This is a genomic window from Rhodococcus sp. YL-1 (assembly GCF_001942025.1).
In the GTDB taxonomy this organism is placed as follows: Bacteria; Actinomycetota; Actinomycetes; order Mycobacteriales; family Mycobacteriaceae; genus Rhodococcus_F; species Rhodococcus_F qingshengii.
In genome coordinates, this window is record NZ_CP017299.1 from 6,222,637 (window position 1) to 6,236,025 (window position 13,389).

Below are 13,389 nucleotides of genomic sequence, written 5' to 3' on the forward strand. Positions count from 1 at the left end.
TATTTCGACTCCGAATCACCGGTTGTGCGCCGCCCCATCGGTTCTCACTTACGATTCGACCATGGACACCACTGTTGTCGACCATCCGCTGGCGGCATCGCTGCTCACGACCATGCGCGACGCTCGCAGCGACAACGCAACGTTCCGGTCCGCCTTGCGCAGACTGACCCATATGTTGGTCTACGAGGCCATGCGCGGCGCAGAACTGGAACAGTTCGACATCGAGACGCCAGTTGCTCCGACGCTGGGTGTGCGGCTGGCGAATCCACCGCTCCTGGTCCCGGTCTTGCGAGCGGGCCTCGGCATGGTCGAACAGGCGAGTGCCCTTATTCCGCAGGCAGGCGTCGGTTTCGTGGGAATGGCACGAGACGAGAAGACACACCAGCCGGTTCCGTATCTCGAGTCCCTGCCAGCTGATCTGTCGAGCACCCCCGTCTACGTCCTCGATCCGATGTTGGCGACCGGTGGATCCATCGTCCGCACAATCGATCTGCTCATTGCACGCGGAGCCACCGATGTGACTGCAATATGTGTCGTCGTGGCTCCGGAGGGGATCGAAGCACTGAAGAACTCCGGACATCCGGTCCGGCTCCTCACAGCGAGCATCGACGACGGCCTGAACGAAAATGCTTTCCTGATACCTGGACTCGGAGACGCGGGCGATCGCCAATTCGGGCCGCGGTAGTTGGCAGACATACGGAGAACCGCTCATTTCGAGAGGCTATTTTCGTCAACTGTTGACAATGTTCGTCGCGTGATCGAGCGTAGTCTCGCGACATGGATAGATCTGCCAAATATTCGAGCGAAGAGCTTCAACATTTGCCAGAGGGTGGCGACTACAGGCTCACAGTTCGGGATGTCCTCGAGCTGCCCAGTCTGCGTGGAGCCGAAGTCCTTGCCGGGCACGGGGGCTTACGCCACCTCGTTCAATCGGTGAACGTGATGGAAGTACCGGACATCCTCGCTTGGGTGAAGCCGAACGAGTTGTTGGTGACAACCGGGTTCCCGCTGCGCTACGGGCGAACCGGCGAGCTTCTCGACGACACAGATCTCAGTGACCTCGTCGACGGTCTTGCACGTCGAGGAGTCGCGGCACTTGCCGTGAAAACGGGCCGTTATCTCGACGAGTTGCCCGAGGCGATGCTGCACATGGCAGAGCAGCGAGGGCTTCCGCTGTTGGTTCTTCCCGTCACCGCGGGATTCGACGAGGTGATCTCGGAGGTCTTCACCAAGTTGGTGGCGAAGCAGTCCGCGGCACTCGACATTGCCGATCGACTTCACCGCTCGTTGACGTCGATCGTCTTGGAAGGTGGCGATCTACCTCAGATTGCCGCAGAATTCGCCGCGCTCTTCGACGTCAGCGTTCTGATCTGCTCGCCGGACGGAAGGGTATTGACCGAGGCCGGGGATTCAGCCGCGCTGAACGCGCTTCCGTTGTTCGAAAGCACCGGTCGGTTCCTGACCGAGCGGGTCGCCGTCGGTTTACAGAACGCGCCCAAGGGATTTCCCGGCCAGTTGGCGCTCACCCGAGTGGTGGCCGGCGGCACCGACCACGGCCGGATGGTGGCGTACGCCGGCACCCACGAACTCGGCGCAGTTGTCGTTCAAGCGCTGGAGCGAGCGGCCACCGTTGCCGCGCTGGCCGTCACCAAACAGCTGGCAGTTGCGGCAGTGGAATCCAAGTTCCGCGGCGACTTCCTCCGTGACGCACTGATAGGCGAAGCCGGCTCGCCTGCGGAAGTGAGCGCGCACTTCACCCAGTTGGGGTGGGATGTCACTCGTCCACTTGCCGTTGTGGTTGCAGAACTCGACGTCGATCACCCGGAATCCCAGCACGCGAATTCCACTCGCACGGACCAAGATCGACTCAGCGACGGCTGGCAACAAGTGGTCCGAACACACGAGCGGACGGCGCCGTCCGTCGGGTTTCGACACGAGGTGGTCACGCTTTTCCCGACCAGCACCGACCGTGCGGTTCGGGACATCGAAGGGTTGGTGCGCAAGGTTGCCGGCGATCGCACCAGCGGCCGCCGATCCTTCAGCACGGGAGTGAGCCGGGTGATCTACTCCCTGGCCGATCTACCCGCGGCCTACGACCAAGCCTGTACAGCCGTGGTCGTCGGCCGACGTATCAACGGGCCGGGGCAGATCGCACACTTCGACGAACTCGGTGTACACCGACTCCTCTCGCTCCAGACGGACAAGAGCGAACTGCGTTCGTTCACCGATGACGTTCTGAAGTCCTTGTCGGCGGACAACGCCGAAGCCGCTGACCTGCGTCTGACACTCCAGACCCTGCTCGACTGCAATTGCAATGTCGCCGAGGCCTCCCGGGCGCTGCACATGCACTACAACACTTTGCGTTACAGAATCGGAAAGCTGGAGAGCGTCGTCGGATCGTTCACCGACGACCCCGTCCTTCGATTGAACGTCTCACTCGCCCTGCAGGTCATGAAGATGCACGAAATGTCATGACTTCGCACGATATGAGCTGACAGAACGTCCCGATAACGGTTCGATACAACCGCAATCGCGCCGCCCGGTGAGCGTTCGTCACTTCTTACCCACCACTGACACCCGTCGTCGGCAAGGTTACCCATGTGCCGTTCACCGGTGCCCGCTTACGGTTCGAAAGACGGGCCGCACATACCTCCTTCAGTGGCCCTGGCCGGTTTCTCGGTCCAGCGGACCGGAGTCGACCGAACTACGGAGGCCTCAACCACCAACTGGCTCAGCCAATTACACCAGAACACGGCGGTGCGACATGAACTCGACTTCGAAGCCTCACACCACAAGTGCTCGTAGTGGTCCGTTACACGACGTGATAGTCGTCGACCTCACGCGCGCACTCGCGGGTCCTCACGCGGCAATGATGCTCGGCGATCTGGGTGCCGACGTGATCAAGGTCGAATCACCTCACGGCGGCGACGACACCCGTGGGTGGGGGCCGCCTTTTGTGGAGCCCACGTTGGAACCACCGAACACACAACGGGAATCGACGTATTTTCTGTCCACGAACCGGAACAAGAAGTCGATCACGCTCGATCTGAAATCCGACAGTGGGCGCGCGACCCTCGAAGATCTCGTCTGCCGCGCCGATGTTCTCATGGAGAACTTCCGCACCGGAGTTCTCGATCGACTCGGATTCTCGACCGAGCGGCTGGCCGAACTCAATCCTCGACTGATCGTTCTGTCCATCAGCGGTTTCGGCCACGACGGCCCGGAAGGCGGTCGCGCCGGCTACGACCAGATCGCCCAGGGGGAAGCCGGACTCATGTCGCTGACCGGCTCGAGTCCGGACGACGTTCAACGAGTCGGAGTTCCGATCGCCGATCTTCTCGCCGGAATGTACGGGGCGTTCGGTGTCGTCGCGGCTTTGAAGGAACGCGAACAGACGGGGAAAGGCCGCGTTGTCCGAACGTCGCTCTTGGCCAGCGTGGTCGGTGTTCACGCGTTTCAAGGAACGAAGTGGACCGTCGCCGGTGAGGTAGGCACAGCGCAGGGCAACCACCATCCCTCCATCGCACCGTACGGGCTCTTTCGTACCGGCGATGGCGCAGTGCAGATCTCGGTCGGCAGCGAAAGCCTGTGGAGAAGATTCTGCGAAGGATTCGACCTCGACCCTGACGCCCCGGGTATGGCAACAAACGCCGAACGCGTCGAAAATCATTTCCAGGTCGTCGAATTGATCGAACGTACCTTCAAGCCGTACTCGCGTGACGAGCTTCTGACCGAACTCGACCGCATCGGAGTACCGGCAGGACGGGTTCGGACGATCTCCGAAGTGTACGAATGGGAGCAGACCCGATCACAGGGATTGCTCGTCGACGTCGACCACAGCACGCTCGGAAACATCACACTGCCCGGTCCACCGCTACGATTTTTCGATCCGGACGGAACCGAAGTGACGGAGACCCGCCACACTGCACCTCCGGTTCTCGGTGAAGACACTGACGAAATCATGTCATGGCTACAAGGATTCACCCGATGAACCGCCTGACGGCTCGCGACTTGCTCGACCTGGTAATCGATGCCGGCACCTGGGAGTCGTGGGATACCCCTCCGATTCCCGTCGCGACCGACTCCGATTACGCCGAAGCACTTCTGCGGGCCCAGGAGAAGACCGGGCTCGACGAGTCCGTCCTGACCGGAAGCGCCTCCGTCCGAGGCCGCCGTGTGGCAATCATCGTCTGCGAGTTCGGTTTTCTCGGTGGTTCGATCGGCGTGGCGGCGGGAGAACGCCTCGTCGTCGCCATCCGTCGAGCCACCCAAGAGCAGCTGCCCCTTCTTGCGCTTCCCACGTCCGGGGGAACGCGTATGCAGGAGGGGACGACGGCGTTTTTGCAGATGGTCAAGATCACCGCGGCGCTCATCAAGCACAAAGAAGCGCACCTGCCCTACATCGTCTATCTCCGAAACCCCACCACCGGAGGCGTATTCGCGTCCTGGGGATCACTCGGTCACGTGACGATCGCGGAACCGGGGGCCCTCGTCGGATTCCTCGGCCCTCGAGTGTTCGAGGCCTTGTACAACTCACCTTTCCCCGCCGGTGTCCAGACAGCGGAGAACCTTCACGAGCACGGACTCATCGATGCAGTGAGGCCGCCAGACCAGCTCGCCGAAATCGTCGAACGCGCATTGCGCATCATCACCGGGGCGCATCGTGGGTACTTATTGCCCAGTGACCCGTGCTCGTACGATTGCCCACCCGATACGTCGGCGTGGGAATCCGTCGTCGCATCCCGGCGCGAAGACCGACCGGGGATACGGGAAGTGTTGCTCAATTCCGCCTCGGACATGCTCCCGCTCAACGGAACCGGCCAAGGCGAGAACGATCCCGGCATCATGCTCGCGCTCGTTCGCTTCGGCGACATGCCCTGCGTCCTTCTCGGACAGGACCGGCGCGGACAGACTGCTCACTCCCCACTCGGCCCCGGCGCTCTGCGGGAGGCTCGGCGAGGTATGCGGCTGGCCGCAGAACTCGACCTGCCGCTGGTGACGATCATCGACACAGCGGGCGCGGCACTGTCGAAGGAGGCCGAAGAAGGTGGACTGGCGGGCGAGATCGCTCGGTGCATAGCCGACATGATTTCACTCGAGGTCCCCACCATTTCCCTCCTGCTCGGGCAGGGCACGGGCGGCGGCGCCCTGGCACTGATTCCGGCCGATCGAGTGCTGGCGGCCCGCCACGGTTGGCTCTCGCCCTTACCTCCCGAAGGTGCGAGCGCGATCATGTTCCACGACGTCACGCACGCGCCGGACATGGCAGCCAGTCAAGGGATCAGGTCCTTCGATCTGCTCGCGGGCGGCATCGTCGATCGGGTCATCCCCGAATTTCCCGATGCCGCGGACGAATCCGCCGCCTTCTGCACTCGCGTCGGAGCGGTACTGCACTACGAGCTGAGCGTGCTCAGTGCTACCGATGCGACTGAACGGCTCAACACCCGCACCGAACGCATCGACCGTATCGGCCTGGTCGAAGCCAGTACCTCCGTCTGATCGATCAGTACCCAGAACACCGGAAAGGCCGGATATCCTCCGCGGAGGATGTCCGGCCTTCGTCGATCGAGCACACTCAGCCAAGCGTCACGTGAGTTGCTTGGCGGGTTCCTCCCGATCGCCGCCGGGAGTCTTCGAATCCGGCTTGTTCGGTTCCGGATTCTTCGCATTCAGTTCCGGGTTCTTCGAACCGATGAACTGGCACAGGTGGTACATCCCGATCACGACGATGGTGCCGAGCGCGATGCCGCTGAGCGAGAACGTGTCACTGAACTTCAGGGCCGTGTCGCCGATACCGATGATCAGACCGGCCGCGATCGGCATCAGGTTGAGCGGATTGCCGAAGTCGACGCCGTTCTCCTTCCAGATCTTGGCGCCGAGAAGGCCGATCATGCCGTAGAGCACCACGGTGATTCCGCCGAGAACACCGCCGGGCGTCGCCGAGATGACGGCACCGAACTTGGGGGAGAAGCCGAGCATCATGGCGACGATGCCGGCAACCGCGTAGGCGGCGGTGGAGTACACACGGGTCGCTGCCATGACACCGATGTTCTCGGCGTACGTCGTGGTGGGCGAACCGCCGACGCTGCTGGCGATAGCGGTGGCGAAACCGTCACCGGCGAGCGCACGTCCCATGTACGGGTCGAGGTCGTCCCCGGTCATCTCGGCCACGGCCTTGACGTGGCCCGCGTTCTCCGCGATCAACGCGATGACACCCGGAAGGACCAGGATGATGAACGTGAGGCTGAACGACGGAGCGTGGATGCCGACGATTCCGTTGGCCTCGTCCGAGAACGGAGGAAGCCCGAACCACGACGCCGACTGCACCGAATCCCAGTTGACGCGGAAGTGCTCGGTGATCTGACCGGTGCCTGCGTCGTAGGAGGTGATCGTCCCCGAGACCCGGTCGAGGATCCAGGAGAGGACGTAGCCGAAGATCAGCGCCAGGAAGATGGCGATGCGCGCCATGAAGCCGCGTAGCGCGATACTCATGACGATCAGGGCCACCATGACGATCAGAGCCACCCACTGGTCCTGTGGCCAGTACAGCCCCGCGACGACGGGTGCCAGGTTGAATCCGATCAGCATCACCACTGCGCCGGTCACCACCGGGGGAAGAACCTTGAATACTACCCGGCCACCGAGGAAGTGGATCGCGATACCGATGACTGCCAGGACCAGTCCGGACACCAGGATCGCGCCGGTCACCTCTGCGGATGTTCCGCCTTGGGCACGAATGGCGGCGATACCACCGACAAAGGCCGCCGACGTACCGAGGTAGCTGGGGATGCGTCCCTTGACCACCAGCAGGAAGAAGAGCGTACAAAAGCCCGACATCATCACGGCAAGTTGAGGATTGAGCCCCATGATGATCGGGAAGACGAACGTCGCGCCGAACATCGACACCACGTGCTGGCTGCCCAGCCCGATGGTTCTTCCCCAGCTGAGCCGCTCGCCGGGAGCGACCACTTCACCCGGTCTGATGTTCTTTCCATCTCCGTGCAACGTCCAAATCGGCATGATGGGACCTTTCGTGCAGAGGAAGGTGTCCGAACGCTGAGTGTGCTCCAGCTCACAAAACACCGTGACTGGAGTGAAACGCTATTACAGCGCGGGGGTATCGACGTGATGACAATCTGCCAGAACCCACGGACCCGGATTGGCAATATTAGTGATTGATGCCGCGCATCGCGGTTATCTTCAGTGCTAGAGACAGATCCAGCCGGAGTTCGGGTTGCGCCGTGAAGGGTCCCAGCATTTTCTCCAGCTTAACGACCCTGTAACGCAGTGTGTTGTAATGGAAGTGGAGCTTGCGCGCTGTCTCGGCGATGTTGATGTTGGTCGCGAGCAAGACTTCCAATGTCTTGCGCATGTCCTGCGCTTCGGCAGTTTCCTCCGTCAGTTCCCGCAGTGTCTCCCGCGCGAACGTCTCCAGCTCGTTTTCGTCCTCGACCAGACTGAGCAGTCTGTACACACCGAGATCGTCGAACTGAGTCACCGTCCACGGACCGGAGATCCGTCGCCCGACGGTCAGTGCGGTGCGCGCCTGACTGTAGAGCGCGGGGACTGCGTCGATCGCCGCTGTCGGCCGGGACACCCCGACACTGAACGGCCTTCTCCCGCCGCCACCTTCACCGCGAACGACCGTGACGAGGTCCCGCACCAATGCCATCGTGTCGGTGCCGACGCCCATGACGATCACCGTCTCGCCCGTCAGCGCGGTCACCGCCGCACCGGGATCGCGGTGGGCGATCGCCCCGGAGAACGCCATCGCCTGGCGATCGACAACAGGCAGCCGAGCGGGCGCCGCAGAGGCCGGTTCGTCGATCGGGTCAGGCTCGATCGAGACGATCACCAGCGGGCGGTCGAAGTCCCAACCGAATGTCTTGGCATGGGAGACAACGTGATCGTGGTCCCCGGCCCGACCGAGGAGCAGGTCGTGAACGAAGTTGGCGCGATGGCGTTCCTCCACCGACGCCACGGCTTGTTCGCGAGTGATGACCAACGCACACACCGACGCGGCCCGCTCGACCAGGTACTGGTCGTAACTCGTCATCACGCGCTCACCGGTGAACAACGCGAGACGCCCGTGGTCGATGTGATTGGCGGAAATCGCGGACACCGCGATGAATTGACCGTCGAACTCGTGCAGACCCAATCCGCCCTCGACGGTGTCGGTCCGCAGACGACCGGTGGAATCGACGGCGGGACAGGCAGACAGATGCTTGCGCTCCGCGGCGTCCCCGGCGCGGCAGATCTCGCGTCCGTCCGAGGTGGTGATCAGGGCGGCGCCCTTCATCTCCCGTGCGATGACTTCGGTCAATTGCGGGAGGCCGCCGCCGCCCATCACGACGTCGACCAGCAGCCGTCGCAAGCGCTCGGCCCCGAACATGGCGTCGATCTGGGCCGACTCCGTCTGCTCACGGTCTCTCGCCGCAGGGTGATCACACGCACCGTGAAAAACCAGGAGCGGGAAGCCGGCGCTTTCGGCCGCGTCGACCAGCTCCGGCGCGAGAGTGTCCCCGTCTGCGCCGAATTGGACGGCAAGTGCCGCAACACCTCGCGTCGACAACCGTCCGACAAATGCCTTGAAGGTTTCGGTGACCCTGGCGAGGGTTTCCGGCGTGGTGATCAGCAACTGTCCGTGCCGCAGCCACGGTCCGATGTCCGGAACCGCCATGAATCCCACCCGGGCTACCGTCGGGTCTTCGCAGCCGCCGGCGACCTTTCGAACACCAGGAAGGAGCTGGGTTCGAAGAAGTTCGGAGAGAACAGCATTCACCTCGGATGCCGGTACGGCCGGGTTTGCCACTTGGCAGGCACCTCGATTTCATTCGGATCACGGAAGATGGTTCACGAAAGAAACGATCCTATCCCCACCGAACACAAGATGTCCGAATTCAGCGCAGTCGACTCAGGCCGTTCGATGCAGGGCGGTCGGATTCTCCTGAGGTGGCGGGTGGATCGGCCCCTGCAGATCCCGCAGTTCCAAACCGGAGGCATTGCGCAGGGTCTTGGTCATCTCGGCGAGGATCGACACTGCAGTCTCCTCAGGTGTCCTCGCGCCGAGATCCAACCCGATCGGTGAGTGCAGACGCCCCAACTCGACGTCGGTGACGCCTCGCTCCTTCAACAGCGCCACCCGACGCTCATGCGTCGCACGACTTCCCATCGCGCCGACGTACGCAGCCGGCGAACGCAGCGCGATCTCGAGCAGGGGGATGTCGAACTTCTCGTCGTGCGTGAGCACGGCCAGGACGGTTTTGTTGTCGATCGGTGCGGTTTCGAGGAACTTGTGTGGCCACATGACGACCAGATCGTGGGCGTCGGGGAAGCGCGCCCGTGTCGCGAAGACCGGCCGTGCGTCCACGACGGTCACGCGATAACCCGCAAAGGCGCCCAACGTACACATCGAGGCCGCGAAGTCGATGGCCCCGAACACGTACATCCGCGGTAGTGGCGCGAAGATCTCGACCAGCAGGTCGTGCTGCGAATCGATGAGAGTTCCCGCCGGCGCGACAAAAGCGACGGACTCACCGGTGTCCATCGTGCGCAGCAGGATGGACACCTCGTCCTCCGTGGCATCCAGATCTCCGCTGCGTCGGCCGTGCTCGACGACGAGGTGCCGTGCCGGTGCTCCCGGACGCACTTCGGTGACCACGACGACGGGCGTATCGGCCTCGATCCGTTCACAAACCTGACCGAACTCGGCGAAATCGGCTCCGACGGCCTGGACGAACACTTCGATGGTTCCGCCGCAGGTCAGCCCTACTCCGATGGCGTCGTCGTCGGAGACGCTGAAGACCTCGACGCGACTGGTGCCGTCGGCGAGAACGTCCTGGGCGATCTCGTACAGTGCACTCTCGATACACCCGCCCGAGACGCTGCCGACCACCTCGCCGGAGCGTGAGACGGCCATCGAAGCACCGGGCATGCGCGGTGAGGATCGCCAGGTACGGACAACCGTCGCCAGTGCAAAATCCTCGCCGCGGGCGTGCCACTGCGCCAGCTGAGTGGAAATGTCGCGCATCGCCTCGCCTCCCGCTTGCATCGCCGTCCGTAGAGAGTTCACGGTATCGGCCCACCGCAATCCTGCCTGTCACACAATGCGCCTAAATCCGGGCCCTGCAGTTGTGCAATGTCGCCGTCGCATCACCTTGCGCTCTCGACCAGTGTTGTCACCGAGCCCAGCCGAAAGCAGGCCTGACCTTCATTCTTCCCCTCTCCGACGATCACTGCAGCGGCAATTCACGCAGATGGTGCGACGGATCGAGTGGGCGACGTTGCACACCACAGAACCGAGGTTTCTCCCATGGACCAATTGCTCAGCGGTATCAAAGTTCTCGACCTCACCCGTGCTCTCGCGGGGCCTCTGTGCACGTCGCTGCTCTCGGACTTCGGCGCCGACGTGGTCAAGGTCGAAACCCGTGGCTCCGGCGACAGTTCGCGTCAGTGGCCGCCGTTCGACGGCGATCGAAGCCTCTACTTCGCTTCCGTGAACCGCGGCAAACGGTCGATCGCCATCGACATGCGCAGTGACCGCGGGCGGAAACTGCTTCGCAGCCTGGCCCTCGACGCAGATGTGCTGGTCGAGAACTTCCGTCCGGGAGTACTGGCCGACATGGGGCTCGATCCCGACTCGCTCGAGCAGGAGAATCCAGGGCTCGTCGTGATGAGCATCAGTGGTTTCGGCCCGGTGGGCCCTGACCAGTTCGCGCCCGGACTCGATCAGGTGGCCCAGGGTATGTCCGGGCTGATGTCGGTCACCGGTGCCGGGGAACAGACCCCGATGCGGGTCGGTATCCCCATCATCGACACGGTCTCGGGCATCTACGCAGCGCTGGGCATCACGGCGGCGCTTGCCTCTCGCGGTCGCGATGGTCGTGGGCACCGCGTGCAGACCTCGTTGCTGGAATCCGCGATCTCGATCATGACCTTCCAGGCGCAGGACTACCTGAGCACCGGGCGGGTTTCGACGCCGAACGGCAATACGCACCCGACGATCACGCCGTACGGCGCTTTCGACACTGCCGACTTCCCGATCAACATTGCCACCGGCTCGGACAAGCACTGGATCGCACTGTGCTCGGTACTCGGCGACCCCGAGCTCGCCTTCCGTACCGAATATGCCACGGGTAAAGAACGTTTGGCGCACCGAGACCAACTGACCAAAGAACTCGAGGACCTACTGACCACGAAGGGCGCGGCGCAATGGATCTCCGAGATCCGCGGTGCCGGAATCCCCTGCGGCCCGATCCATTCGATCGATCAGGTGTTCTCCGACCCTCAGGTCGAGGCATTGCAGATGGTCGAGCAGACCCAGAGCGCCGACGGAAAGTCGATTCCCGTTGTCCGCGGACCGTTCTGGGTGGACGGCAAGACTCTTCCCGTCAGGAATGCGCCACCCATGACTCTCGGCGGTGACGCCGACGACGTACTCACCGACTTCGGCCTGCGCCCGGAGGAGATCGAGGATCTTCGCGCCAATTCGGTGATCTGACCGCACACTAGTAACAGAGCAGACGCTCTGTTACTGTGCGTTCATGCCTCGGCCACGCGTCCACGACCTCGACACCCTGCTCGACGCTGCCGAAAAACTTGCCGCCACTGCCGGACCGAGCGCTGTCACGGTCCGGGCAGTCTCCGACGCCACCGGTGTATCCAACGGGGCGATCTATCACGCATTCGGCTCTCGCAGTGGACTGGTCGGTAGCGCGTGGCTGCGTGCTGCGCGACGATTTCTCGCGCTTCAACAATCGAGAGTGGACGACGCTCTCGCGGACCCGTCGCCGACTTCGGCGGTTTCCGCCGTCGTCGCAGCCGCCGAAGTTCCGGCCGTCTTCGCGCTCGACTACCCACAATCCGCGTTGCTGCTGTTGACGATCCAGCGCGACGAACTGCTCGGCACCGACGTCCCTGCCGACATCGCCGAGCAACTCACACAACTCGACCGGTCTCTGGTCGAGTTGTTCATCCGGTTGTCGACCGCGCTCTGGGGCCGCAAGGACGGCAGAGCCGTCGAGGCAATCGAGGCCTGTGTTGTCGGCCTGCCTACCGGACTGCTCATCCATCCCGCCAAACGCGCCGACGGTTGGCGAGTCCCCGACGCCGCAGCACGCGCGCGGTTGGATGCCGCCGTTCGAGCGGTTCTGCATCTCGACCCACCACTGCCCAAGCCACGCAACAGGAAAGGCCAATCATGACCGCAACTCTGCGCTTCGAAGACAAGATCGCCGTTCTCGATCTCGGCGAGGACGAGAATCGATTCTCGCCGGAGTGGCTCGATTCCGTCGACAAGCTACTCGACCAGGCTTTGAGCGAAAGCGCACATGCCCTGGTCACCACGGCGACGGGCAAGTTCTACTCCAACGGACTCGACCTCGACTGGCTGGGCGCTAACGGCGACAAGGCGAAGTGGTATGTGCAGCAGGTGCAGTCGCTGTTCGCCCGGATGCTGACGTTCCCGATGCCCACCGTCGCGGCGATCAACGGCCACGCCTTCGGAGCCGGCGCCATGCTCGGCATCGCGCACGATTACCGCGTCATGCGCGATGATCGCGGCTACTACTGCTTCCCGGAGGTGGACATCAACATCCCCTTCACCGAAGGAATGGCAGCTCTCATCCAGGCCAAACTCAGCCCGGCGTCGGCAATCGTCGCCATGACCACGGGGCGGCGATACGGCGGAAGTGACGCATTCGCAGCCGGTTTGGTGGACTTCACCGCATCCGTCGACGCTTTGACCGCCAAGGCCATCGAAATGGTTGCACCGATCGGCCCGAAGAATGCGGGCACACTGGGGGCAATCAAGTCGACGATGTTCGCTTCAGTGGTCACCGCTCTGAACACCGACGGCTAGAAGCGACGGACTGTGTTCTCGCAGAGCCGCTTCCAGATCGTCGGCAACACTTTCGGGATCGCGGCCTTCGGTGCTCAGAACCACGTCGACTCCACTGAGCGTCGGCATCGAACCGGCCAGCAGTTGTGACGCCTCCACCAACTCGTCCAACCCGGCCCAGCCGGCCGGTTCACGTTCGATGATTCTGGTACGCAACGTATCCGGATCGGCCTCGAGGCGCGCCAGCAGGTGCCCCTCGGCGCCGGTCGCGGCCAGCAGGGCGCGCCCGTAGTCGTCGTCTTCGACGGTCGCCGTGAGAAACAGGAGTCCGTACCCCGCGTCCCGGTACGACGCACACAGCATCCCGACGTGTGAGATTGCCCGTTCGGCCCCCAGCGGCGGATAGCACCGCTCGAGTTCGTCCACCTCGATCATCGCGTTGCTCACCCCGGCCTCGCCGAGTCGATCGTGAAGCGCGGTCAGCACGGAACTCTTCCCCGCGCCCGGCGGGCCTGTCAGCAGCAGTACGAACACGTCCTCCACTATTGCAG

Annotated in this window: 11 protein-coding genes; 7 read left to right on the top strand and 4 right to left on the bottom strand. The window is 63.1% G+C overall.

Translation table 11 applies throughout. The annotated features are described in order from the left end of the window. Window positions 1-61 precede the first annotated feature (61 nt). The 4 genes from upp to BH682_RS28975 all read left to right on the top strand — a co-directional run bounded on the left by upp (window position 62) and on the right by BH682_RS28975 (window position 5,499). Window positions 62-685 carry a uracil phosphoribosyltransferase gene (gene upp / locus BH682_RS28960; protein WP_007735207.1) on the top strand — a complete coding sequence of 208 codons (624 nt, stop codon included), beginning with the start codon at window positions 62-64 and terminating at the stop codon, window positions 683-685. A 92-nt stretch (window positions 686-777) separates the two neighbouring features. Next, window positions 778-2,475, top strand: a complete 1,698-nt coding sequence (locus BH682_RS28965; RefSeq protein ID WP_003946020.1) for a PucR family transcriptional regulator — start codon at window positions 778-780, stop codon at window positions 2,473-2,475. Between the two features lie 289 nt (window positions 2,476-2,764). Further along, window positions 2,765-3,991 (top strand): CaiB/BaiF CoA transferase family protein, encoded by a 1,227-nt coding sequence (locus BH682_RS28970; protein WP_075835001.1) that lies wholly within the window; start codon window positions 2,765-2,767, stop codon window positions 3,989-3,991. Then, complete coding sequence (locus tag BH682_RS28975; protein ID WP_007735211.1) at window positions 3,988-5,499, top strand: carboxyl transferase domain-containing protein; 1,512 nt, start codon at window positions 3,988-3,990, stop codon at window positions 5,497-5,499. The genes BH682_RS28970 and BH682_RS28975 overlap by 4 nt, the downstream gene beginning before the upstream one ends. An 87-nt stretch (window positions 5,500-5,586) precedes the next feature. Here BH682_RS28975 and BH682_RS28980 read toward each other — a convergent pair whose 3' ends face one another. The 3 genes from BH682_RS28980 to BH682_RS28990 form a co-directional block, all read right to left on the bottom strand. Then, on the bottom strand, window positions 5,587-7,020 hold the full coding sequence (locus BH682_RS28980) for a uracil-xanthine permease family protein (RefSeq protein WP_075835003.1): 1,434 nt from the start codon (window positions 7,018-7,020) through the stop codon (window positions 5,587-5,589). Between the two features lie 148 nt (window positions 7,021-7,168). After that, window positions 7,169-8,812, bottom strand: coding sequence for a PucR family transcriptional regulator (locus tag BH682_RS28985; RefSeq protein ID WP_007735212.1), 1,644 nt, complete (start codon window positions 8,810-8,812; stop codon window positions 7,169-7,171). 102 nt (window positions 8,813-8,914) lie between these two features. Further along, complete coding sequence (locus BH682_RS28990; protein ID WP_075835552.1) at window positions 8,915-10,030, bottom strand: XdhC family protein; 1,116 nt, start codon at window positions 10,028-10,030, stop codon at window positions 8,915-8,917. A 282-nt stretch (window positions 10,031-10,312) separates the two neighbouring features. On the opposite strand from BH682_RS28990, the gene BH682_RS28995 reads away from it, so the two are divergent. Genes BH682_RS28995 through BH682_RS29005 form a run of 3 tightly spaced genes read left to right on the top strand, consistent with a single transcriptional unit; the run spans window position 10,313 to window position 12,859 of the window. After that, the gene (locus tag BH682_RS28995) at window positions 10,313-11,500 is read left to right on the top strand and encodes a CaiB/BaiF CoA transferase family protein (protein WP_007735214.1); all 1,188 of its coding nucleotides are present in this window, start codon (window positions 10,313-10,315) and stop codon (window positions 11,498-11,500) included. 43 nt (window positions 11,501-11,543) lie between these two features. Continuing rightward, window positions 11,544-12,203, top strand: coding sequence for a TetR/AcrR family transcriptional regulator (locus BH682_RS29000; RefSeq protein WP_003946066.1), 660 nt, complete (start codon window positions 11,544-11,546; stop codon window positions 12,201-12,203). Then, window positions 12,200-12,859, top strand: coding sequence for an enoyl-CoA hydratase-related protein (locus BH682_RS29005; protein WP_007735215.1), 660 nt, complete (start codon window positions 12,200-12,202; stop codon window positions 12,857-12,859). Before BH682_RS29000 ends, BH682_RS29005 begins: the two co-directional genes overlap by 4 nt. Here the strand turns inward: BH682_RS29005 and BH682_RS29010 are convergent. Beyond that, complete coding sequence (locus BH682_RS29010) at window positions 12,827-13,372, bottom strand: hypothetical protein (protein ID WP_223304397.1); 546 nt, start codon at window positions 13,370-13,372, stop codon at window positions 12,827-12,829. The genes BH682_RS29005 and BH682_RS29010 overlap by 33 nt on opposite strands. Window positions 13,373-13,389 lie beyond the last annotated feature (17 nt).